General features: G+C 59.8%; 23 protein-coding genes. 12 read left to right on the top strand and 11 right to left on the bottom strand.

Annotated elements, in window-relative coordinates; all coding sequences use genetic code 11:
• A complete protein-coding gene (locus tag MMG91_RS11635) occupies window positions 1-1,185 on the bottom strand; it encodes a cyanate transporter (RefSeq protein WP_310659659.1) in 1,185 nt (394 codons plus the stop codon).
• A gap of 532 nt (window positions 1,186-1,717) precedes the next feature.
• On the opposite strand from MMG91_RS11635, the gene MMG91_RS11630 reads away from it, so the two are divergent.
• From MMG91_RS11630 to MMG91_RS11605, 6 genes are all read left to right on the top strand, one after another.
• Window positions 1,718-3,100 carry a glutamine synthetase family protein gene (locus MMG91_RS11630; protein ID WP_310659658.1) on the top strand — a complete coding sequence of 461 codons (1,383 nt, stop codon included), beginning with the start codon at window positions 1,718-1,720 and terminating at the stop codon, window positions 3,098-3,100.
• Between the two features lie 167 nt (window positions 3,101-3,267).
• Window positions 3,268-4,917, top strand: coding sequence for a phosphoethanolamine--lipid A transferase (locus MMG91_RS11625; RefSeq protein ID WP_310659657.1), 1,650 nt, complete (start codon window positions 3,268-3,270; stop codon window positions 4,915-4,917).
• Window positions 4,918-4,990: 73 nt separating this feature from the next.
• Window positions 4,991-5,653, top strand: coding sequence for a class I SAM-dependent methyltransferase (locus MMG91_RS11620; protein WP_305448578.1), 663 nt, complete (start codon window positions 4,991-4,993; stop codon window positions 5,651-5,653).
• Window positions 5,654-5,776: 123 nt separating this feature from the next.
• Entirely contained in the window at window positions 5,777-6,910 is a 1,134-nt protein-coding gene (gene rnd, locus MMG91_RS11615) for a ribonuclease D (RefSeq protein WP_310659656.1), read from the top strand.
• Window positions 6,907-7,200 carry a YcgL domain-containing protein gene (locus tag MMG91_RS11610; RefSeq protein ID WP_305448580.1) on the top strand — a complete coding sequence of 98 codons (294 nt, stop codon included), beginning with the start codon at window positions 6,907-6,909 and terminating at the stop codon, window positions 7,198-7,200. The genes rnd and MMG91_RS11610 overlap by 4 nt, the downstream gene beginning before the upstream one ends.
• A 120-nt stretch (window positions 7,201-7,320) precedes the next feature.
• Entirely contained in the window at window positions 7,321-8,253 is a 933-nt protein-coding gene (locus MMG91_RS11605; RefSeq protein WP_310659655.1) for a D-2-hydroxyacid dehydrogenase, read from the top strand.
• Between the two features lie 56 nt (window positions 8,254-8,309).
• On the opposite strand, the gene MMG91_RS11600 is transcribed toward MMG91_RS11605, so the two are convergent.
• Window positions 8,310-8,903 carry a nitroreductase family protein gene (locus MMG91_RS11600; protein ID WP_123360403.1) on the bottom strand — a complete coding sequence of 198 codons (594 nt, stop codon included), beginning with the start codon at window positions 8,901-8,903 and terminating at the stop codon, window positions 8,310-8,312.
• A gap of 278 nt (window positions 8,904-9,181) precedes the next feature.
• Between MMG91_RS11600 and MMG91_RS11595 the strand changes: the two genes are divergently transcribed.
• The gene (locus tag MMG91_RS11595) at window positions 9,182-9,631 is read left to right on the top strand and encodes a YcgN family cysteine cluster protein (RefSeq protein WP_052966452.1); all 450 of its coding nucleotides are present in this window, start codon (window positions 9,182-9,184) and stop codon (window positions 9,629-9,631) included.
• 18 nt (window positions 9,632-9,649) lie between these two features.
• On the top strand, window positions 9,650-9,847 hold the full coding sequence (locus MMG91_RS11590; protein WP_310659787.1) for a hypothetical protein: 198 nt from the start codon (window positions 9,650-9,652) through the stop codon (window positions 9,845-9,847).
• A 147-nt stretch (window positions 9,848-9,994) separates the two neighbouring features.
• Here the strand turns inward: MMG91_RS11590 and MMG91_RS11585 are convergent, their stop codons facing one another.
• The 4 genes from MMG91_RS11585 to MMG91_RS11570 form a co-directional block, all read right to left on the bottom strand.
• Window positions 9,995-10,372, bottom strand: coding sequence for a DUF2892 domain-containing protein (locus MMG91_RS11585; protein ID WP_305448582.1), 378 nt, complete (start codon window positions 10,370-10,372; stop codon window positions 9,995-9,997).
• Window positions 10,373-10,464: 92 nt separating this feature from the next.
• Window positions 10,465-10,935, bottom strand: a complete 471-nt coding sequence (locus tag MMG91_RS11580) for an RNA methyltransferase (RefSeq protein WP_032830521.1) — start codon at window positions 10,933-10,935, stop codon at window positions 10,465-10,467.
• A gap of 183 nt (window positions 10,936-11,118) precedes the next feature.
• Window positions 11,119-11,490 (bottom strand): YajD family HNH nuclease, encoded by a 372-nt coding sequence (locus MMG91_RS11575; RefSeq protein ID WP_084323260.1) that lies wholly within the window; start codon window positions 11,488-11,490, stop codon window positions 11,119-11,121.
• A 49-nt stretch (window positions 11,491-11,539) separates the two neighbouring features.
• Complete coding sequence (locus tag MMG91_RS11570; RefSeq protein ID WP_007898703.1) at window positions 11,540-12,226, bottom strand: spermidine synthase; 687 nt, start codon at window positions 12,224-12,226, stop codon at window positions 11,540-11,542.
• 96 nt (window positions 12,227-12,322) lie between these two features.
• Between MMG91_RS11570 and MMG91_RS11565 the strand changes: the two genes are divergently transcribed.
• Entirely contained in the window at window positions 12,323-12,613 is a 291-nt protein-coding gene (locus MMG91_RS11565; RefSeq protein ID WP_095920352.1) for a hypothetical protein, read from the top strand.
• A gap of 43 nt (window positions 12,614-12,656) precedes the next feature.
• On the opposite strand, the gene MMG91_RS11560 is transcribed toward MMG91_RS11565, so the two are convergent.
• A complete protein-coding gene (locus tag MMG91_RS11560; RefSeq protein WP_038979360.1) occupies window positions 12,657-13,130 on the bottom strand; it encodes a cyclic nucleotide-binding domain-containing protein in 474 nt (157 codons plus the stop codon).
• Window positions 13,131-13,346: 216 nt separating this feature from the next.
• Window positions 13,347-15,401 (bottom strand): S9 family peptidase, encoded by a 2,055-nt coding sequence (locus tag MMG91_RS11555; protein WP_310659654.1) that lies wholly within the window; start codon window positions 15,399-15,401, stop codon window positions 13,347-13,349.
• Window positions 15,402-15,553: 152 nt separating this feature from the next.
• Between MMG91_RS11555 and MMG91_RS11550 the strand changes: the two genes are divergently transcribed.
• Genes MMG91_RS11550 through MMG91_RS11540 form a run of 3 tightly spaced genes read left to right on the top strand, consistent with a single transcriptional unit; the run spans window position 15,554 to window position 17,416 of the window.
• Complete coding sequence (locus MMG91_RS11550; RefSeq protein ID WP_253551575.1) at window positions 15,554-16,051, top strand: MFS transporter; 498 nt, start codon at window positions 15,554-15,556, stop codon at window positions 16,049-16,051.
• 32 nt (window positions 16,052-16,083) lie between these two features.
• The gene (locus MMG91_RS11545; protein ID WP_310659653.1) at window positions 16,084-16,860 is read left to right on the top strand and encodes a class II glutamine amidotransferase; all 777 of its coding nucleotides are present in this window, start codon (window positions 16,084-16,086) and stop codon (window positions 16,858-16,860) included.
• Window positions 16,861-16,873: 13 nt separating this feature from the next.
• Window positions 16,874-17,416 carry a DUF2937 family protein gene (locus tag MMG91_RS11540; RefSeq protein ID WP_310659652.1) on the top strand — a complete coding sequence of 181 codons (543 nt, stop codon included), beginning with the start codon at window positions 16,874-16,876 and terminating at the stop codon, window positions 17,414-17,416.
• Window positions 17,417-17,497: 81 nt separating this feature from the next.
• On the opposite strand, the gene MMG91_RS11535 is transcribed toward MMG91_RS11540, so the two are convergent.
• Genes MMG91_RS11535 through MMG91_RS11525 form a run of 3 tightly spaced genes read right to left on the bottom strand, consistent with a single transcriptional unit; the run spans window position 17,498 to window position 22,747 of the window.
• Window positions 17,498-19,609, bottom strand: a complete 2,112-nt coding sequence (locus tag MMG91_RS11535) for a TonB-dependent receptor (protein ID WP_310659651.1) — start codon at window positions 19,607-19,609, stop codon at window positions 17,498-17,500.
• A 14-nt stretch (window positions 19,610-19,623) separates the two neighbouring features.
• Complete coding sequence (locus MMG91_RS11530; RefSeq protein ID WP_310659650.1) at window positions 19,624-20,835, bottom strand: MFS transporter; 1,212 nt, start codon at window positions 20,833-20,835, stop codon at window positions 19,624-19,626.
• Window positions 20,825-22,747 (bottom strand): IucA/IucC family protein, encoded by a 1,923-nt coding sequence (locus MMG91_RS11525; protein ID WP_310659649.1) that lies wholly within the window; start codon window positions 22,745-22,747, stop codon window positions 20,825-20,827. Before MMG91_RS11525 ends, MMG91_RS11530 begins: the two co-directional genes overlap by 11 nt.
• Between the last annotated feature and the right edge of the window lie 78 nt (window positions 22,748-22,825).

The following is a 22,825-nucleotide window of genomic DNA, read 5'->3' as shown; positions in this document are numbered from 1 at the left end:
TCAGTGTATGTGCTTGGCGTAATGTCGCGGATCGAAGCGCAGAACCATCAGAATCATCAGCGCCATGACGCCCGTCAGTGACCACCAGGCCCATTCGAAACTGCCCATCTGATCGCGAATCATCCCGGCCATCAGCGGCGAGAGGCCGGCAATCAGGTAGCCGATGCCTTGCACGAAGGCGGTCAGGCCGCCAGCGCGTTGGGGATTGTCCAGATGATCCAGCGACACAATCAGACTCATCGGAAATAACCCCCCGATACCCAGCCCCAATAGGCATGGCCATAGCAGGCTCAGGTGTTGCGGGCTCAGAATCAGCCCGCAGAAACCGGCCATGATCAGGGTCAGCAACACCACCAGCACCAGGCGGCGGTCGCGGCTGCGATTAGCGATGGCGGGTGTCAGTAGCCCCGACAACACTTCCATGGCGGTCAAAAAGCCAAGCAACAAACCGGCTTGCTGTTCGCTCCAACCTTTCTCCACGTAATACGGCGCCAACCAGGCCAGTACACAGGTGTAGGACGCCGTGCCCAGGCCGAAGAAGATCGCGAGTAACCAGGCGCGGGAATTGGTGAAAAAGGATTCGTTGCTTGATGATTTTGCACTGGGTGTCGGCCTTCTCGAGCGTTGAGCGCTCCAGAACAGCAACGCCACCAGCGCCAACGCTGCCCAGATCGCCAACCCCACTCGCCAACTGTCGGTGCGGGTCATCACCAGCGGTGCAAACGACGCCGCGATTGCCGCGCCGCCCATGATCGACGTCACGTAGAGACCCATGCATACGGAAACGTTGTCGCTGAAACGGGACTTGATCAGGGCGGGCATCAACGCCTGTATCAGTGCAATGCCGATGCCGGCCAACACGGCACTCAGGATCAGTTCCGCCGCCGAATCCAGGAACAGCCGCGACACCGTGGCGAGCCCGATGATCAGCAGCGACAGCACCACGGTGCGCTGCTCGCCCAGGCGCTGACTGACACCGATACCGAAGAACATCGCCAATCCCATCGCCATGACTGGCAGCATCGTCAGGAGCGAGGCCAGGCTGAAACTCAGCGGGATGTCACCGCGAATGGCTGACAGCAGGGGGCCGACGGCGGCCATCGACGGACGCAGGTTCAGGGCGACAAGAATGATGCTGAACATCAGCCAGGTGGCTGGACGGGAGGTTGCGCGAACGTTTTCCATAATCGGACCTTCAGAAACAAGGAGCCGATTAGGCGCGCGAGCTCCAGAAGCCGCAAATCAGAAAGTCTGGAGCAGTATTTAAAAATTAAATAGCTGTGATGCAATGTAGGTCCAATGTGCGAGCCTGCTCGCGATAGCGGTGTGTCAGTCAACCTCGGTACTGAATGTGCCGCCGCTTTCGCGAGCAGGCTCGCTCCCACAGGGGGAGGTGGTGTTTGGTAGGTTTTGTTCACTTAAGGCATTAAGTGAATGTTTAGCCAATCCTTACCCAAGGTTCTTCAACTCCAGATTGAACGACTTAACCACCCGTGTGACGCTGCTGCTCATCTGTTTACGGCGGTCTTTTCTATGGACGCTTGTCCGGTCGCACTTCCCTCCGAACTGGCCTTCTGGGCGCTATGGCACTGCCGCCACGCCCGCCCGCCGGATTCCTGCATGTCCCGTTGATTGTTCTGACAGGCCCCGCGCTGTGCGTCGGGGTCAAACCGGCGGCGCCTGTGCGTTTGCCTGACGCGGATAGACGAGAATTCCCATGAGCTGTGCCACGACATCCTTCGCCACGAAAGAAGAAGCCCTGTCCTTCCTGGAACACCATCCGGATATCGAGATGTTTGAGCTGTTCATCCTCGACAACAATGGTGTGCCACGGGGCAAGTTGCTGCATCGCGATGAACTGCTGGCGGTGTACGAAAGCGGGCGGCCGCTGCCGAGTACCATTCTGGGCCTGACCATCAATGGCGATGACGTGGAGAATTCCGGGCTGGTCTGGGATGTCGGTGATATCGATTGCCGGGCCTACCCGATCAGCGGCAGTTTGCAGCGTATGCCGTGGCGATTGATTCCCACGGCGGCGGTGCAGGTCAGCATGCATCCCAAAGAGGGCATGCCCGCGACCATCGCCGACCCACGGCACCTGCTGGCCAAGGTTATCGAAGGCTTGCAGGCCGACGGTTATTACCCGGTGATGGCAGCAGAACTGGAGTTCTATTTGCTGGATCAGCAGCGTGACAGCAACGGTCGGCCGCAGCCGGCGCGGGATGTCGATGGCGGGCGGCCACGTGGGACTCAGGTCTACGGCTTGCGTGAACTGGAGCAGATCGAGCCGTTTCTGGCCGACCTCTACAGCGCCTGCAAGCTTCAGGGCATTCCGGCGCGCACGGCAATCTCCGAATACGCGCCGGGGCAGGTGGAAATCACCCTCGAACACCGCACCGATGCTTTGCAGGCGATGGACGAAGCGGTGCGCTACAAACGGCTGGTCAAGGGCGTGGCCCACAAACACGGGATGACCGCCTGTTTCATGGCCAAGCCTTTCGATGACCTGGCCGGCACCGGCATGCACATGCACGTCAGCCTGGCGGACAAGGACGGCAATAACCTGTTCGCCAGCGAAGCCCCGGACGGCACGCCACTGCTCAAACAAGCGGTAGGCGGAATGCTCAGTACATTGCTCGATTCATTGCTGCTGTTCTGTCCGAACGCCAACTCGTACCGTCGTTTCCAGACCAACAGCTATGCACCACTGGCGGCCACCTGGGGTGTGGACAACCGCACCGTGAGCTTGCGGGTGCCCGGCGGGCCGGCATTCTCCCGGCATATCGAACACCGCATCTGCGGCGCTGACGCCAACCCGTATCTGGCGGCTGCGGCGATTCTGGCCGGTATTCATCGCGGCATCCGCGAGCAGCTTGACCCAGGGGCACCGGTCGAGGGCAACGGGTACGCCCAGGCTACGGAATTGTTGCCAACCGACTGGTTGACCACGTTGCGAGCGCTGGAGGCTTCAAATTGGGCGCGGGAAGCATTTGGCAGTGAGTTTCTTGGTGTGTATCTGGCGGTGAAACATGCCGAATATCGGCAGTTCATGGGCGAAGTCGGTGAGCAGGACTGGCGCTGGTATCTGCATCAGGCCTGAAACTAATCTCCAGTGTTGAAAGTTTGGGCCTGACGCCATGGGCCAACTATTCGTTGGCTTCTTTTTCACGAAAAATTGATGGTTGGCTGCTTAACATTTGTGTTGTCGCGGTAAATGAAATTTTCACATTTGCCGTGGGCACTTCTTTTCAGGAACAGCCAATCATCATGTTGAAGTTCAAAGCCGTGCGCCCCGAGTGGGTGACGTTGATTGCCAGCGCCTTTTTATTGGCAGGGTTCAATATAGTTCTCTGGCAACACCTGTTTGAGATCACCGCTGCAGACGGTCAAGGCATCGCCATGCGTGTCGCGTTCGGGGTAATGATCCTGGCGGCCTTCAACATTGTGCTGACCTTGCTGGCGTTCCGGCCTGTGATGAAACCCGTGTTGACGTTGATCTTTTTGGTCAGTGCCTGCGTGGCCTATTTCATGAGCCAATACGGTGTGTTGATCGACGCCGATATGTTTCGTAATTTCGCGGAAACCAATGCCACAGAAGTGCGCGACTTACTGTCTGTGAAGTTGTTTGTTTATATTGTATTGCTCGGAGTTTTACCGTCGTGGTTGTTGTGGAAAACGCCGGTTAATTACCGGCGCTGGCACCGGGAGTTATTAAGTAAAGTACTGGTGAGTGTCGCGTCGGTTGCGGTGATCGGTGGTGTCGCCTTGGTCAACTATCAAGGCCTGTCGTCGTTGTTTCGCAATCATCATGAATTGCGCCTGATGGTGGTGCCAAGCAACTACATCGGTGCCTCGCTCGGCTATCTGCGCGAGCAAGTCGTTTCTGCCCGGCAGCCCTTCATCAACATCGGTGAAGACGCTCGGAAAAACCCGATCTGGCAGACCCACGGCCGTAAATCCCTGACGGTACTGGTGGTGGGCGAAAGTGCCCGGGCCGAGAACTTCGGCATCCTGGGTTATGACCGCGACACCACCCCCCAACTGGATAAGGAAGCCGGGCTGATTGCCTTCACCGATGTGCATTCCTGCGGCACGGAAACGGCCGTGTCGGTGCCTTGCATGTTCTCCAACATGGGCCGCAAGGATTACAACGCCAGCAAGGCGAAGAACGAGGAAGGTTTGCTGGACGTGCTCAAACACGCTGGTCTGGAGGTGATCTGGCGCGATAACCAGTCGGGCTGCAAAGGTACTTGCGATCGGGTCACTGTCGACAACGTGAGTAACCTGAAAGACCCGGTGCTGTGCGCCAATAGCGAGTGCCGCGATGAAATTCTCCTGCAAGGTTTGCAGCACTTCATCGACACGCTGGATAAAGACACCGTGCTGGTATTGCACCAAATGGGCAGTCACGGTCCGGAATATTTCAAGCGCTACCCGAAAGAGTACGAACACTTCACGCCGGTGTGTGAAAGCAATGCGCTGAACAATTGCAGCCGCGAAAGTATCGTCAATGGCTACGACAACACGCTGGTGTACACCGACCATGTGCTGTCGACCCTGATCGACCTATTGCGCAGTAATCAGGACAAAGTCGATACCGCGATGCTCTATCTGTCGGACCACGGCGAATCCCTGGGCGAATACAACCTGTTCCTTCATGGCACGCCTTACATGCTGGCGCCGGAACAACAGAAGCATGTAGCGATGCTGGCATGGTTCTCCGACAGCTACCAAAAGTCGTTCTCGGTGGACACCCATTGCCTGCAATTGAGTCGCGAAAAGCCCTTGAGCCAGGACAATCTGTTCCATTCGATGCTCGGTTTGCTGGAGGTCAACAGCAAGGTCTACAACCCGGAGTTGGACATGTTTGCCGGGTGTCGCGGTGCAGTGATCGACGGTGTGCTGGCCAAAAAGTGAATCCGTCGACCTTTTTTTCACGCGCCAGTCGTTAACCTGCCGCCAGTCGATATTCCAATAAGAGCCATTGCACATGTCTGCGCAGTCCCCATCCGCCATCGAACTCGAGTTCGCCCGGCGCTACGATCAGGAACACGCCCGCGTCTGCCTTCAGTCGCGACCGCGTGGCCTGGCGGGGCGTTTGACGTTCTGGCGCGACGAGCAACTGGTGCGTAACGCGCTTCAGGTTGCTGGCGAACCGGGATTGATTCTTGATGTGGCCTGCGGTGCCGGGCGCTTCTGGCCGGTACTGGCCGAGCATGCGAATCGGGTGATTCTTGCCACCGATCCGTCCCAGGACATGCTCGATCACGCCCGCACCCACCATCCGCAGCACCTGCTGGAACGGATCAAGACCTTTCAAAGTTCAGCCTTCACCATCGGCTTGTCGGCGAACGCGGTTGATTGCATTTTTTGCATGCAACTGTTTCAACACATCGCCAGTCCTGAGCATCGGTTGGCCATGCTGGGCGAGTTCCATCGGGTCAGTCGCGATACGGTGATCGTGGCGGTGCGGGCTGATGCACATTTCAAACTGCACCGATCGGGTGTGGAAGGCGCACAGGCCCAGCCACAGGCGAGCAAGGCCGAGCTTGAGGCCGAGTTCAGGCAGGCGGGTTTCCACTTGCTCAGCCATCAGGACTTCCTGCCAGGTTGTGCGCGGATGCGGGTCTACGTGCTGCGTAAGGGCAGTTAGTTTCCTCCTGTCAGACTATTCTTGCGGTCCAGCAGGTATTTTCGCTAAAGCTCTTGTTCAGTGGAGGCGCGGAAATCGCCGGGGGCGATATATACTGCGCGCCATTCTTCAAGGGAGAGCCGTGTGGCCATCGATATTCACTGGATTCGCGACAACGATAGCCTCGGTCAGTTTTGCTCCGAGTGGCAGCAGCTGCCATTCGTTGCCCTCGACACCGAATTCATGCGGGTCGACACCTTTTACCCGATCGCAGGCCTGCTGCAGATCGGCGATGGCGTACGCGCTTACCTGATTGATCCACTGACCATCGACAATTGGCAGCCATTGGCCGCGTTGCTGGAAAACCCGGCCGTGGTCAAGGTCGTGCATGCGTGCAGCGAAGACCTCGAAGTCCTGCTGCGCCTGACCGGCAGCCTGCCGGCGCCGCTGTTCGACACCCAACTGGCCGCCGCTTACCTGAACCTCGGTTTCTCCATGGGCTATTCGCGGCTGGTGCAGGAAGTGCTCGGCATCGACCTGCCCAAGGGCGAAACCCGTTCCGACTGGCTGCAACGTCCGCTGTCCGACACGCAGATCAGCTACGCCGCCGAAGATGCCTTGCACCTGGCGGAAGTTTTCGTACAGCTGCGTCCGAAGCTTTCTGACGAAAAATACGCCTGGGTTTTGGAAGACGGTGCCGAGCTGGTGGCCAACCTGCGTCGCGAGGTCGACCCGTATGAGGTCTATCGCGACGCCAAACTGGCCTGGAAACTGTCCCGCGCCCAACTCGCCGTGTTGCGTGAGCTTTGCGCCTGGCGTGAGACGCAGGCCCGTGCCCGTGATCTGCCGCGCAACCGCATCATCCGTGAACATTCCCTGTGGCCATTGGCGCGTACGCAACCGGACAACCTCGGCGCGCTGGCGAAAATCGAAGACATGCACCCGCGTACCGTGCGTCAGGACGGCGAATTTCTGCTTGATCTGATCAAGCGCTCTGGCAGTGTGTCGCCTGATCAATGGCCACCGGCGGTGCCGGAGCCGTTGCCGGTGGACGCCGCCGCGCTGGTCAAACAGCTGCGCGCCATCGGCCAGGCTGAAGCCGAACGCCTGAACATCGCGCCAGAACTGATGCTGCGCAAGAAAACCCTGGAAGCGCTGCTCAAGAGCGGCTTCCCCAATGGTCCCTACCAATTGCCTGATTCGCTGCGTGGCTGGCGCCGCGAATTGATGGGCCAGGCGCTGCTCGACAGCCTGGCCACCGCCGGAGAACAGCCTTGAAACGTATTTGCTCCATCTATCGAAGCCTGAAGAAAAACGAGATGTACCTCTATGTGCTCAAAAGCGATGCACTGGAGCGCGTTCCGGAAAGTCTGATGGCGGCCTTCGGCAAACCGCATCACGCTTTCGATCTGGTGCTGACACCGGAGCGCAAGCTGTCACGCGAAGACATCACGGTGGTGCTGGAAAACCTCGAGAAACAGGGCTACCACCTGCAAATGCCGCCGGCCGAAGATGAATACATCGAGCATCTGCCGGAAGAATTGCTGCGACGTAACGATCCGATATAGTCGGCAGACAGGCTCTGTTCAGAGCCTTTATGAAACACTGGAATGATTTTGGCGATGGCCAGGGCGATGGAGTGACACTCCGTCGGCGGCCGTCTGCACTGTTTTTGAAAGGTTTGAACCATGCGCGTTCTGATTGCTGAACACGACCACCCTGTGTATGCCCAATTGTTGCGTCAGGCAGCGCCTGATCTGGAAGTATTGACCAGCGGTGATTCCGCCGAACTGGCCCGTCAGGCCGCCGATTGCCAGGTCTGGCTCGGCCAGCCGGACCTGCTGGCGACCTTGCTGCGTCAGGGCCACGAACCACAATGGCTGCAATCGACCTGGGCGGGCATCACTCCGCTGCTGGCCGACGGCTTGCCTCGGCACTATCGCCTGACCCGGGCGGTAGGGATTTTCGGTCAGGTCATGGCCGAATACGTACTGACTTATATGCTCGGCCACGAGCGCGAAGTACTGGCGCGGCTGGTCAGCCAGGTCGAGCGCAAATGGGACAATCGTCAAGGTCAAAGCCTGGCCGGACGCAAGGTGTTGATCGTCGGCACCGGTGACATCGGTCAGACCGTGGCCCAGTTTCTGTTGCCGTTTGGCGTCGAGTTATACGGCATCGCCAGCACCGCCCGGGAGCAGGCACCGTTTGTCGAAGTCGGCGCGCTGAGCGACTTGCCGCGCCTGGTCGGCGAAGTGGATTACGTGATCAATCTGCTGCCGAACACCCCGAATACTCACGACCTGTACGACGCCGCACTGTTCAAGCAGTTCAAACCGACGGGGTTGTTCATCAACGTCGGGCGCGGTGTGGCGGTGGTCGATGCGGATCTGGTGGAAGCCTTGAAGGAAGGGCATCTGGCCGGGGCCGTGATTGACGTCTGCCGTCAGGAACCGCTGCCGCAACGCCATCCGTTCTGGACTGCGTGGGGCCTGCTGTTGACCGGGCACAGTTCGGCACCGACTTCGCCACCGATGATGGTGAAGTTGTTCGTCGAAAACCTGCGGGCGTATCAGGCGGGCGAAGCGTTGCGCGGGGAAGTGGACTTCAATCGCGGGTATTGAATTCACCCAGCTGATCGTTCCCACGCGGAGCGTGGGAACGATCAGCTCCGGCGCGTTTAGAGGGTGAAATCGCCTTCAGCCGCCAACTCGCTCAGCGGACGACGCGGGCTTGGCTCTTCGCGCGCTTGCAGGTACTCGGCCAGCGTCGCCTTGTCGCCCAGCTTGCCGATCGCTACCGCCGCGTGCAGCGCATAACCCTCAGGAATATTCAGCTCTTTGCGGGTCAGTTCCTGATCGAAACCGGCCATGCCGTGGGTGTGCCAGCCGCTGATGCTCGCTTGCAGCGCCAGGTGGCCCCAGGCCGAACCAGTGTCGAAGGTGTGCCATAGCGCCGGTGTTTCTTCGGTGGCGCCAGGTATCGCAAAGGTGGTTTTCGAGACCACGATCACCAGTGCCGAGGCGTGCTGCGCCCAGCTGCGGTTGAACTCGTTCAGCAGACCCAGGTAACGCTCCCAATTCGGCGTATCGCGACGCGCATAGAGAAACCGCCAAGGCTGCGAGTTGTACGCCGATGGTGCCCAGCGTGCGGCTTCGAAGAAGCTCAGCAGGGTCTCTTCGGCAATGGTTTCTCCGGTGAAGGCGCGGGGCGACCAGCGATCGGTGAACTGAGGGTGAATGGCGTAGTCGGCAACGCGTGGGTTAGCACTCATCAAGAGATCCTTTACGTTTGAAAGTGAGGGGCGTCTAAAAAAACGGCGGGTGCAGTTAAGCTGAGCGATAGGGTTTTCCGAGAGCTTGGGCCGTTCACCTGGATGCAACTCGGTTGAGCGTTAATGGCACTTGGCTAGAGCTTCTTGCGACTGGCAAAGCTACCGGGCGGCGCAAAAACTCACAAGTGCCATGTACCGGCAGTCGCCAATGCTTGGCCCGCCAGTGCCTTGGCACTAGACTGGCGGCCTTTTCACCACCTGATGTTGATGCTTGAGCCATGGCCGCCAAAGTCGAACCGTTCTGGATACGCAAAACCCTCGATCAACTCGATCAAGAGGAATGGGAATCGCTGTGCGATGGCTGTGGCCTGTGCTGCCTGCAAAAGCTCGAGGACGAAGACGACAACGCCGTCTACTACACGCGCATCGCCTGCAAACTGCTGGACCTCAAAACCTGTCAGTGCACCGATTACCCCAACCGCCGCGACTTTGTGCCCGATTGCATTCAGCTCACGCCGGGCAAGGCTGATGAATTCAAATGGCTGCCGCCGACCTGCGGTTATCGATTGGTCAGCGAAGGCAAGGATTTGCCGCTCTGGCATCACCTGGTGTGCGGTGATCGCGAGGCGGTGCATCACGAACGTATTTCCCAATCCGGGCGCATGCTCGCCGAGGGCAGCGTGGCCGAAGATGATTGGGAAGACCATCTGATTTTCCGCGCGGGTTAATTTGTGGCGAGGCAGGGCATGCGCCGCATGGACGTGCTGACGTTCGTGTGGCCGCAAGTGCAGGCGGTTTTTCCGCGTTATCCCGGCAAGCTGCTGATTGTCGGCGCCAAAGACCCGATGTGGCGCGGCAGCCTTGCCGCGCGTGAATCGATCTTCCTGAACACGCGTCTGCCGCTGATCCGAGAGCGTTATAGGCGAGTCTTCCAAGGTGCTTGATACCGGGTTGCTTCAGTAATACCGCTTCGCGGGCAAGCCTCGCTCCTACAGGATTCGTGGCGTACACAACATGTGTGAACACCGCCAATTACTGTAGGAGCGAGGCTTGCCCGCGAAGAGGCCCTAAGTCCCACCGTAACTTTCGGATCAGACCCCGGCCTTCGGCGAGTTCAACGAATCATTACCCGTCACGGTCGCCGTGCTGGTCGCCGCTTCGGCATTGGCTTTCATGCGGCTCAGCTCATCCCCGGCGCGCTCGATTCTCGCGCGGGCGTTTTCCATGTCCTGACGATTCTTTTCCAACAGTCTTTTCGCCGAGCAATGCCCAGTGATTCCCCGGGCCAGGGCCATGCCGCCAATGGCTATTTCAATCAATCCGAATACGCCGCCGCGTCGCAGGCCTTTGCTTAGCATGACCACGCCACCCGCCAGGGAGCCGGCGCGTTCCCAGCCGTGAACGTTCTTTTCGGAAGGGCTCTGGAACGGGGTGGTTTCGATACGTTCTACAGGATTGAATTCGCGCATGATCTGTCTCCAGGCAGGGAAGGGCTGCTTTAGCAATAGATATTTAGCTGACTGCCTGGGCGAGCGGCTTGTTCCATCGAATATGCGGCAATTCAGCGGAATTTCGGTCCGGAGCGGGTGTTGTTACCTTTGGCCATGCGGTCGTACAGCACAACGTTGACGGTGGCCGCCAGGTTCATGCAGCCGGTGGTCGGGATGTAGACCACGTCTTCGCACCAGTCGCGGATTTCTTTATCCAGCGAACCGTCTTCGGGGCCAAAGATGTAGAGGGCGCGATCCGGGTGTGTGTACTCCGGCAGCGAGCGGGCGCCGTCGACCAGTTCGACCGCGACCGGCACACAGCCCAAGGGCAGGATTTTTTTCAGGTCGTCGATGCCGATCAGCGGAATGTCGTAGTGGACTCTCTTGGTGTCGGTGACGAAGTCGGCGGCACGCTCATAGCGTTTGCCGGTGTAGAAGACCGACGCCACGCCATAGCAGCCGGCGGCGCGCATCACCGAACCGACGTTCTCCGGTGATTTGGGGTTATACAAACCAATGCAGCTGTACCGTTTGTCTGCCACGAGCGGGGTGCCTTCGGGGAAAAACGGCGATTATACGGGGATTGGGGGAGGGGTGTTCAGTGATCGTTCCCACGCTCTGCGTGGGAATGCCGCCAGGGACGCTCTGCGTTCCGCTTCCGAGTGTGACGCAGAGCGTCACGGGATGCATTCCCACGCAGAGCGTGGGAACGATCAGTAGGTGGGTTACTCGTCCTTCTTCATCAACCCCGCCAACGCCGCAAACGGGTTGTGCGTCGCCTTGGCAATTTTCGGCGTACTCAGCGAGCCTTCGTCGAAATACTGCTGATCGGTATAACGCGAGTGTTCGTTGTCATGGCAATACAGGCACAACAGCTCCCAGTTCGAACCGTCCTGAGGGTTGTTGTCGTGGTTGTGGTCGCGGTGATGAACGGTCAATTCGCTCAGGCGCTTGCCGGAGAACTCACGGGCGCAGCGGCCGCACACGTGCGGGTACATCTTCAGGGCTTTGTCGCGGTAACCCATTTCCTTGTCGCGCTGGTTGTCGGCAAGGATGCGGTCCAGCTTCGACGTGTTGGTTGGAGTGGACGAACTCATGGGTTCACCTTTGTAAAAAGACTAATGACGGTTATGACGTGAGTTTAGCTCAGCCCTTGAGCTTTTCGGCAATCCAGATGGTATGGCGGGTGCCCTTGTTGCCGTGGGCGAAGACTTGCACTTCCTCGGCCTTGAAACCGGCTTTTTTCAGCTTGTCGGAAAACTGCCGGTCGGCGCTGGCCGACCACACCGCCAGCACGCCTTTTGGCCGCAGGGCCTTGGCGCAGGCGCTCAGGCCCCCAGCGGAATAGAGCCAGCTGTTAGCCTTCTGGGTCAGACCTTCGGGGCCGTTGTCGACGTCGAGCATGATTGCATCGAAACCTTGTGGCTCGGCTTGCAGCACCTTGGCCACGTCTTCCATGCGAATCACCGTACGCGGGTCGAGCAGCGGGTTGCCGGCTTTCTCGCCCAGCGGCCCGCGGTTCCACTCCACCACGCCAGGTACCAATTCGGCGACCACCACTTCAGCCGTTTTGCCCAAATGCTTGAGCGCCGAGGCAAGGGTGAAGCCCATGCCCAGGCCGCCGATCAACACGCGTGAATTCGGCCGGCCGGCGACCTTGCGGCAGGGGATTTCCGCCAGGGCATCTTCGGAGCCATGCATGCGAGTGTTCATCAACTGCCCGCCGTCACCGCCCTGAATCTTGATGACGAAATCCTCGCCGTATTCGAACAGGCACAGGGCACCGCCGTTTTCAGGGATGGGGGTGGTGTCGAGCAGAACGAAACGTTTCATGGGGCTCTCTTGAGGAGAAATTGACATACGGAGGAAGGCAAACACGCGCAGTTGGGAGTAGCCTGCAAAAAGACAACAAGGCCAACGGAGCCATTGATGAAGCGCACCATTCTAACGGTCATTGCCCTGGCCGCGCTCTCGATAACTGCAGTGCAGGCCCAGGAGCTGCAAACCATCCCCACCAGCCCCGTGCCGATGCCCGGCTCACCCGGCACCGCCACCCCGACGCCGTACCCGCAGATCACCCCGACCAGCGTGCCCAAGGCCGGTTCCGGCAGTGGCGGGCCACCGCTGTTGCCGCCGATCGAAATGCCCAATCCCCCCAAGGACCAGACCTTGCCGGGCCTTGAGCCGAGCACGACGAAAATCAAAACGCCGGGCGGGTAGTGTCTGTTTCACAAATACTATTTGTGAAACCTGAGACAGGACACTAAATCTGCTGCGAGAGCAGTTGCCCGTCGGCCATGCGCAAGCGTTTGGAGAGGGAGACGGCGAGGGCGCGGATAATCTTGGCGGCGATTTTTGGTGCATCGTTGAGCATCTTTTCCAGGGAATCCTTGCCCAGGTTGAGCAACTGGCAATTGCTCGCAGCCACGCAACTGGCTGAGCGCCGTTCGCCGTCGAGCACGGCCATTTCGCCGAACGCCCGACCGCTGCGCAAGGTGGCCATGGTCACCCGTTGCCCGTCGCTGTTGGTCTTCTGCACCGCAACCTGGCCGGTGTGGATGATGCACATGAAACTGCCGGCATCGCCCTCATGGAAAATTTCTTCACCTTCGGCGATGGTGCTGATGCTGAAGTAACCGGAAGCCGCCACGAAGTCTGCCGGCAGCAGTTGATCGAACAGGCCGCAGTCCATCAGCCAGTCGCGAATTTCGTTGTTCAGTAAGGTCGGTTCTGACATGTCGTCACGGTCTTTTTCTTGTGTCTGTGTCTGTTCCGGGCCTTCAGTCACCCATCATCCCCTGTGGGAGCGGGCTTGCCCGCGATGACGATGTCACAGCCAATGTTGATATGGAATGTGATGGCCTCATCGCGGGCAAGCCCGCTCCCACAGGGGATGTGTGTGGTTTCGGGCCCCGGTGTCTGGTGTTAAGACCGGCACACCGGGCCAAGTTCCTCAGGCGATGCCCAAAACCTTCAAAACAAATGCGTATTCGAGGGCTACGTCACGTAATCCTTGATAACGACCGCTCATTCCGCCATGCCCGGCGCCCAGTTCAGTCTTGAGCAGCAGGGGATTGGTGTCGGTTTTGGTCGCACGCAGTTTCGCCACCCATTTGGCCGCTTCCCAGTACTGCACGCGACTGTCGTTGTAGCCGGCGATCACCAGTGTTGCCGGATAGGCTTGCGCGGTGACGTTTTCGTACGGGGCGTAGGCCTTGATCCGATCATAGACGTCCGGTTCTTGCGGGTTGCCCCACTCGTCGTATTCAGTGACGGTCAGCGGCAGTTCCGGGTCGAGCATGGTGTTGAGCACGTCGACGAACGGCACTTCGGCAATCGCCGCGCCAAACAGCTCCGGCCGCTGGTTGAGCACAGCGCCAATCAACAGGCCACCGGCGCTGCCACCGCTGATCGCCAGTTGTGATGGGGTGGTGAAGCCCTTGGCGATCAGGTGTTCGGCGCAGGCAATGAAGTCGCTGAAGGTGTTGTGCTTGTGCTCCTGCTTGCCGGCGCGGTACCAGGCTTCGCCCAGCTCACCGCCACCGCGTACATGAGCAATGGCAAACGCCATGCCGCGATCCAGCAGGCTCAGGCGTGCGTGAGAGAACCACGGGTCGAGGCTTTCGCCGTAGGCGCCGTAGCCGTACAGATAAAGCGGCGTCGGCTTGCCGAGGAACTCGCGTTTGACCACAAGGCTGATCGGCACTTGCGTACCGTCCGGGGCCGTCGCCCACAGTCGCTGGCTGACGTACGCATCGGCGTCGAACGGACCGAGCACCGGGGTTTCCTTGAGGACTTTCTGCTCGCCGCTGCTCAGAATCAGCTGGCGGATCTGCGCCGGACGGTTCAAGGCTTCGTAGCGCAGACGGATCCTGTCGCTGACAAATTCCAGGCTGTTCTGCACATGCAGGCTGTAGGCCGCGTCCGGCAATTGCACGCGATACGGCACCAAGTCCCGTGGGCGGACTTCGATGATCGGCAGGCCTCCTTCACGCAGGCTCAGGGTCATGGCCTCGGCGTTCAGGCTCATACCTTCAAGCATCACCGTGTCGCTGTGGGGAATCAGGTTCTGCCAGTCGGCTTCGGTCGGCGCGACGCCAGTATCAGCGGCCTGGTACAGGGCGAAGTTGATGCCGTCGCGGTTGGTGCGGATCAGCCACGTCCACTCGCCATCAAGTTTGCCGTGGTCGACATCGTATTCATGCTCTTCAACCCTTGGTGCCAGGCAGGTAAAGGCCTGATGCGGCAGCGAAGCATCGAGCACCCAGACTTCGCTGGTGGTCTTGCTGCCCAGCGACAACAGCAGTTGCCGTTCGGAACTGGAGCGGTAGCAATGCAGGAAGAATCGGCCATCCGGCTCATGGAACACTTCTTCGGCCGCGGTGCCGTCCAGCCGATAGCGGAACAGTTTGTGCGGGCGATGGGTGTCGTCGAGTTCGCCGAAGAACAGCGTCAGGCTGTCGTTGGCCCAGGTCATGCTGCCGTCGCAGTCCTGGAATTCCAGTTCGCTGACGCGGCCGCTGGATAATTCCTTCACGAACAGCGTGTAAATCTCTTCCCCGCTGGAGTCGATGCTGTAGGCCAGACGCTGGTGGTCCGGGCTGATGCTGAACGCACCCAGGGAAAAGAAGCCACCCTTGGCCAGCACGTTCGGATCAAGCAGCAGCAGTTCCTGGCTTTCGTCGATCTGCAGGCTGCCGTCGGCGGGACGCGGGCAGCGGTAGTGACGGGCGTATTCATCGCCGGCGGTGGTGCGGGTGTAATACAGGTACGGGCCCCAGGGCGAGGGCAGCGACAGATCGGTTTCGAGAATCCGCGCCTTGATCTCTTCGAACAGGGTTTCGCGCAGACTGGCCTGATCGGCGGTTTGCGCCTCTTGATAGCGGTTTTCAGCTTTCAGGTAATCGAGCACCGCGTCGGTGTCGCGCTCCTGCAGCCAGGCATACGGGTCAGAACCGTCGGCCTTGTGAGCAATCGGAGCGCTGGTGACGTTGGCGTATAAGGGCATGAATGGCTCTCGAACAATGTACGGAATAGGGTTTTGCAGGCGACATGCAAATCTTGATGCCTCTGCAGACCCTGTGTCTTGCCCGACTGGTATTGGGACAAGCCTGACGTGCGAAAAGTCGTTACTATAAGCGCCTCTTTGCCTGCCTTGCCATGGACACCATGACCGAGAACGACTATCTGATCGCTTGGGGCCTCTACGCCTTTGCCGCTTTAGGCTGCCTGTTGGTGTGGATGCGCATCACCCGCTGGATGTGGCGTTGGCTGCGTGAGCCGCTGCGGCTGCTGGTGGCGGTGTTGCTGTTCAGCCCGACCATCATCGACCCGGTGAAAGAAAAGGTCGCCCCGTCCATCGCCATTACTGCCCTCGACTTGCTGTTCAAGGTCGGCAACAACGCCTGGCGCGCGGTTTCCGATCTGTTTATGTACGGCATGATTGTCTTCGGCATTTACCTGGTGTTCGTGGCCATCCGTTTCCCCATCGAGCGCGCCTCCAACGCTCGCAAGGAACAGGCGGCTGCCGCCAAGGCAGCGGCGCGGGCCGACGAGCCTGACGACGATCAGCCTTTCGGCGGTGCCGGCGATGATCGTTACGGCCGGCCACCGGTGCCGAGCAACCCTCAGCGTTCGCGGGTCGAACCGCGTCTGTAACCGTGCCCCTGTACTGAATCGAGAGTCCGAGCATGTGTGAGTTATTGGGCATGAGCGCCAATGTCCCGACCGATATCGTGTTCAGCTTCACCGGGCTGATGCAGCGCGGCGGCCGCACCGGGCCACACCGTGACGGTTGGGGCATCGCTTTTTATGAAGGCCGTGGCCTGCGGCTGTTCCAGGACCCGGCGGCGAGCAGCGAGTCGGAAGTGGCGAACCTGGTGCAGCGCTATCCGATCAAGAGCGAAGTGGTGATCGGCCACATCCGCCAGGCCAACGTTGGCAAAGTGTGCCTGTCCAATACTCACCCGTTCGTGCGGGAATTGTGGGGGCGCAACTGGTGTTTCGCCCACAATGGCCAGTTGGCCGATTTCAATCCGACCGCCAGTTTTTACCTCCCCGTTGGCGATACCGACAGCGAAGCGGCGTTTTGCGATTTGCTCAATCGGGTACGCGCTGCATTCCCCGAGCCGGTAGACATCGAAGCGCTGTTGCCGGACCTGGTGGCCGCCTGCGCCGAGTACCGCAGCAAAGGCGTGTTCAACTGCTTGCTCAGCGATGGTGACTGGCTGTTCTGCTACTGCTCGAGCAAACTGGCGCAGATCACCCGCCGTGCACCGTTCGGCCCGGCGCGTTTGAAGGACGTCGATGTGATCGTCGACTTCCAGGCCGAAACCACACCCAACGATGTAGTCACGGTGATCGCTACCGAACCCTTGACCGAAAATGAAACCTGGACCCGCTACGAACCGGGCCAATGGAGCCTCTGGCGACGCGGTGAATGCGTCAGCCAGGGCAAGACCGCATAAGGATCTCTCCCCCATGTTGCTCAGTTATCTTCGGCTGGTGTTGTTCGCTGCGGGCCTGTTGATTGGTGTCCAGGTGCCTGGGTTCATCAGTGATTATGCCAAGCGGGTCGAGGCGCATCTGATTGAGGCGCAGACCGGTTTGAGCGGTTTTCAGGGCACCGCCAATCAATTTTTCAAGGGTGACATGCAGGCGCTCGTGGCCCATTACCGTGCCAGCGAAGACCCGATCTTTCGCAGCGATGCCGACAGCCTGAGCACCTTGCTCACCCGGCAACTGGCCCTCGACAAGCAATTCCAGGCCATGCAGGGCCCGTGGTACATCCGCGTCCTGCAAGTGGCCCTGGCCGCCGACCCGGATATTCGCAAGGAAACCTGGAGCGGCTACAGCTACCAGATCCTGCTGACACCGGAAGCAATGATCTGGGGCATGAGTGGCGCATTGCTGCTGTCGTTCGGCATTGAATGCCTGTTCCGGTTGATCGACTGGGTGGTGCTGGGCGGCAAGCGTTTGCGCCAGAGCCGGCCGATCGAAGACCGGGATGTGCGCGGCCTGTAACCCTGTAGAGCCGACTTGCCGGCGATTGCCGCGACACGGTATGCCCGGCAGATCGCATCGCTGGCAAGCCGGCTCTGGTTTTTACCAATCCACCGAGTAGCTCATGCTCAGCGTGCGGCCTTCGGCGTTGGCGTACGGCGCTCTGGCGTTGGCCTGGGTGAACAGGTTCTGGTAGGTGCGGTTGGTCAGGTTGTACACGCCGCCTTCAAGACGACCGACCGGCAGTTGCACGGAGCCAAGCAGGTCCACCAGCGTATAGCCTTCGATCTCGCGTCCGTTGTTGTCCTTGGCGGCGGCGTCGTAACTGGACAAATGCATGCCTTGCAGGCGCAGGGTGTAGTCGTCTTCGGTGTAGCCGACGAACAGTGTGGTCTTGGCCGGTGAAATGCGTGTAGCCGGCAGATCGATCCATTTGCCGTTCTGTTCGGTCTCGCCTTTGGCCCAGGCATAAGTGCCACCCACCGACCAGCGATCGGTCGCGCGGTAGGTCAGGCTGTTTTCGATACCGCGAACTCGCTCTTTCTGGTTGATCAGGCGCAATACGCGATCGTTGGCATCGTAGAACTGGGTCACGTCCGAGGTGTTTTCGTACACGGTGACGTCGGCCTGCCACTGGTCCCAGTTACCGCGCCAGCCCAGCTCGTAACTGTCGACCTTGATGGCCTGGGCGTTGAGACTCTGGATGTCGAAGGTGCTGCTGACATCACGCATGAAGCGCTGGATATCCGGCAGCGAAAACCCCTGGCTGTAATTGGCGAAGACGTCCTGGTTTTCACTCAGGTGGTAGACCGCCCCCAGGTTGTACAGGGTGGCATCGTATTTGAGGGTGTCACCGGGCAGCGTTGCGCGTACGCCGGTCTGGACGATCTGACCATAAGCGATGCTGTCGGAGACGTCGCTTTCGATCCATTCACGGCGCACACCGCCACGCAAGGTCCAGTCACCAATGTCCCAGGACATCTGCCCGAACAGCGATTTGGTGGTGGTTTCGATGTCCGGGCCCAGCTCGTAGGTGGTGCCGGTCTTGGTGTAATTCAGGCCATTGAGCGTGTATTGATCACCTCGTTGGCGAGAGCGCTCATTATCATAGTCGGCGCCCCAGACCAGGTTACCCGTGGCGCTCCCGATCGCCGGCAGCGGCGTGTCGATGGCCGCGCGCAGGCCGTAGACATCCTGCACGCTGTTGTTGTCGGAGATCCCGGCCCTGCCTCGCGACAGGTCCGGAAAGAACAGTGCATCGGCGCGGCGCCAGTAGCTTTCCAGCTGCAGGCCCTGACCGTAGAAGTCCTTGTCGGTGTAGTTGAGGTTGACCGCCTGGTTATGGGTATAGGGCTGGTCGTCGAGTTTCAGCCCTTTGACTGCCACGGCTTCCTGCCGGTTTGTCGGGTCTTTTGTGTAACCAGTGTCCTGCTGGTCCTTGTAGTCCTGCAGCGACAGGCTAAGTTTTTTGTCGGCATCCAGTTCGTAACCGAAACGACCTTGCAGGTCATAGGTTTCGGTATCCATGTTGCTGCCCTGGGACGTGTCCTGAGGGATGCGGTTGCCGTTGCCATCGTACTGATCGTTACGCTGGGTCAGGTCGGCGGAGACGTACCAGTCAAGGGCATCCTTGCGCCCCGTCGCACTCTGAAAGGCTTCGTAGGCGAAGCCCTTGCGGTTGAGGTTGTTGCCGCTGGTCAGGCCCAGTTTACTGCTGTAGGCAATGTCCTGGCCCTGATTGCGCTTGGTGATGATGTTGATGATGCCGCCCGAAGCACCGGCACCGTAGATGCTGCTGGCGCCGGAAATCACTTCGATGCGTTCGATGCTGGCCGGGGCGATGCTGTTGAGCTGGCGGAAGTTGTCGCGCGTGGTGTTCTGCGATACGCCGTCGATCAACACCAGCATGTTGCGCCCGCGCAGGGTCTGACCGAAGTTGCTCATCCCGCCGCTGGACGGCGCAAGACCGGGGACCAATTGCCCGAGGATGTCGGAGACCCGGCGACCCGCGCCGCTCTGTTCACGGACCTGCTGTTCATCGATAACCTGGACCGAGCCCGGAATCGAGGCAATGCTCGCTTCACTGCGGGTAGCGGAGACGACGGTGGCTTGCATGTTCAAGGTGCCGGGCTGCTGCTCGGTATCCTCGGCCCAGGTCTGGGCGCTGAAGGTACCGAGCAGCGGGATCAGCAGGGAGAGCTTGGTTCGGATCATGACGTGGTCTTTTTTTAGTTGTGATAAGTGTGGGGAGATAAGGTCGAGCGGTCAGGCGTGGCGTTGAACGAGCGCACCCAGCGGATCCCGATGGCGGCGATGGCGTAAGTCAGCGCCACCAGCCAGAAGCTGTGAGCCAGGCCGACCAGGCCCATGCCGAGCCCGCCAAGGACGACACCGAGCAGAGCGCCAGCCTTTGCCGCGCTGTTGCCGAGGCCGAGCGCGAAGCCTTGCTTGTTTACGGAAATGGTGTTGGCAATCAGTGCATAAGCGACGGGCAGCAGGGCGCCTTGCCAGATGCCCCAGACGAGCCGACTGACGAGAAACCCCAGCCATTCGTTGGCCAATGCCGTGGCCGCCAGCGTCAGCGCACACAGCCAGGCCACGCCTTCGATGACGCGCAAGGTGTGGGTGGGCTGCCAGCGGTCGAACAGGCGTCCCCACAGCGGCGCGGAAATGGCCAGGGTCGCTGCGCTCGCTGCGTAGGTGGCGCCGATCAGCCAGCTTGGGGCATGCAGAATGTTCGCAACGTACAGCGCGTAGAACGACTGCGGCATCATCTTCGCGGCCTGAATCAAGACGATCACCAACAGGATTCCACCGAGCCAGCCTTTGGGCAGGGCCACCGGTTCAACGGCTTTTTTCTTCGAAGTCCGAGCCTTGTCGGCCGGGAGGAAAAAACTCCCCAGTGCGCACAGCAGGCAAATCACCGTCGCGCCATAACAGAGCAGGGCAAACCCCGAGACGTCCATCAGCCAGCCACCCAGCACGGGGCCGATCAATGAGCCGACGGCGGTGGCCGATTGCAGGCGAGCCAGGGTTTGACCGCGTCTGGAACTGTCGCAGCAGGCCAAGGCATAGGCTTGCGCGGCAGCGAGAAAACCGGCCAATGCGCCTTGCATCACGCGAATACCCACCAGCAGCCACGGGTCGAGGGTGATGGCCGCCAACCCTTGGCACAGCGCGAGTGCCAGCAACGCCCGAACAATCATCGGTTTGTGCCCGGTGCGATCCCCCAACCGGCCCCACATGGGCGTCAGGAGCATGGCCGCCAGCATCGGACCGGCATAGACCATCGCTGATAACAGCGCGGTGTAGCCGGCACCCTCCGGCCCGAGCAGATGCTGGATCTGCAAGGGCCAGAACGGGCCGCTCATCTCCATGGCGCCCATGGAGACAAACTGGATGACGATCAGCAGTCGCAAGGCGCGACTGTCAGCGAGCATGGCTGTTGGGTCGCAGCGGGTTACTCAGGCGTCCGACGATGTCGGCATGGCTGTCAAGCAAGCGCATGCGCATGAACGATTTGGCGGGCCAATCCTGTTCCAGCAAGGCCTGGCGCTCGTTTTCCCAACGTGCCGGTTCAACGCGTTCGCGCAAGGTCTCGAAGCACTGCGCAACGTGCGATGCCAATCGCTCCCAAAGGATAGTTTCCGGAACATTCCAGTGGCGGGCACAGAGCAACGTCAGCTCACCGAGGTGGCACATGAAGGTGGTGTGCAGAAGCTTGTCGCGGACAAATCCGGAATCGTCATACAGGGTCATTTTCGGATCGTGCAACTGGATATCCAGACCCTTGGCGTGCAGGGTTTTGCGATCGATACGAACATCACCGAAATCACGCAATAGCAGCCGATTCAACTGCCCGTCAGCGCCCATCACCATGAAACTGTTTTGCTGATGCGCTTCGAACGCCACGCCATACATCAGGTAAATGCCCAGCAGGCTCGGTACGGCAATCGACAGGTAATCATCGAAGAACGCCAGCATGGACTCGCTGTCGTCACTGCCCTGAGCCAGTCTTACCCAATCACGCAGCAGCGGTTGTTCGAATTCGTTGACGGCGAACAGGCTGCCGACCGGCACCGCCAACTCGCCTTCTTGCAGCAGGGTCAGCGGGTTATCGCGATACAGCACGGCAGCATGTCGGGAGCGCTCGTCATCGGCCGGCAATGGTGCGTAGTGCACGCCGATGCGCTCGGGAACAATGTTCAGCAGACGCTGAATCTGCGGCTCCTGATCGAGAATATTCAATATCAGTTGGCTGATGCGCGGCCCCATTCGGGCGGAGCGCGGCGACACGGTGCGCTGCACGCTGGTCAGTCGCAGAGCCACCGGCAGTTTGACCATCGGCGCCACGCGACTGGCCTCCGGCAGGACCGTGCGGAAGGACATGGTCGGGTGACCGGTAAAAGCTACGATGTCAGTGACGATCAGCAGGTTGTCGGCGATCTCGTTGGCGAACGAATGTGGCAGTTCTTCATGAGCTTGCCACGGGTGCGACGGGAGCGGGAGGTAGTCTTTTACTTCCAGACCCAGCTGCTGCAAATGGTGCTGCAATTGCTCGGCGGCCTGTGGGAAATGACCTTGCCACCAGTCCCAGTAATCGGTGGTGCCAGCCAGCGCTTCGACGTGTGCGTACTGGCGGTGCAGGGCGCACAGCACGATCGGAAAACTCGCTTCGAATTCTGGCGAGAACGCGATGACCTGAGCGGCGCTCAAGCCCAGTTTGGTCTTGTAGTTCGGGTGCCACGGATGGCCGAGCGTGCCCCATTGTTCGAGCAGTGACGTAGGGTTCTGATGGCTGGAGCCGGCTTTGAGCCAAGCGAGCAGATTGTCGTCGTATTCGGTATCGATCTGCTCTCTCAGGCGCTCGGTCCATCCATGGTGAAACGCCAGGCACAGGGTGTCGTTGCTGAAGCTGTCATCCAGCTCCCGGGCCAGACGTTCCAGTACTTGCGGGGAGGCTGGTGGGTTGAGCTGAGTGCTGAGGAGAGCGAGCAGTTCGCTGGGCAACTGGACTTTTTGGGGCAGGCTGTCGGGGGTGTGGAGGACGATGCTTCCGCGTACGTCCCAGCTGTTCATTCTGCCGCCGGACAAGTGCTCGAAGCAAAGATGCGTGCCATCACCAAGTGGCAGCCAGCAACGGCTGGAGTCGTCGTATTCACAAGCGTCGGGGTTGATCAGATCTTCACGAAACAACGCCTGGATCAGGCGTTGGAAACAGCGTTGGGCGGCAGGCTCCAGTGCATTGCTCAAATGATCGAGCGTGATGCGGTGGGACTGGAAAGCTTGAGTGCCAAGAGCTTCGCTCCAGTGAGCAAGCAATTGTTGCTGTTTTTGCGTGTAGCCGCGCATCAGGTCCGACTCCTTCTGGACAATGGATTAGCTGAAAGCGCGCAGAGAATACCTCCTTGAAAAAATAATGCAAATGAT

Origin of the sequence: Pseudomonas sp. JL3, from assembly GCF_031570575.1 — a bacterium.
In the GTDB taxonomy this organism is placed as follows: domain Bacteria; phylum Pseudomonadota; class Gammaproteobacteria; order Pseudomonadales; family Pseudomonadaceae; genus Aquipseudomonas; species Aquipseudomonas cucumis.
Note: the sequence above shows the minus strand (reverse complement) of the source record. Positions and strands in the feature narration are given on the sequence as shown.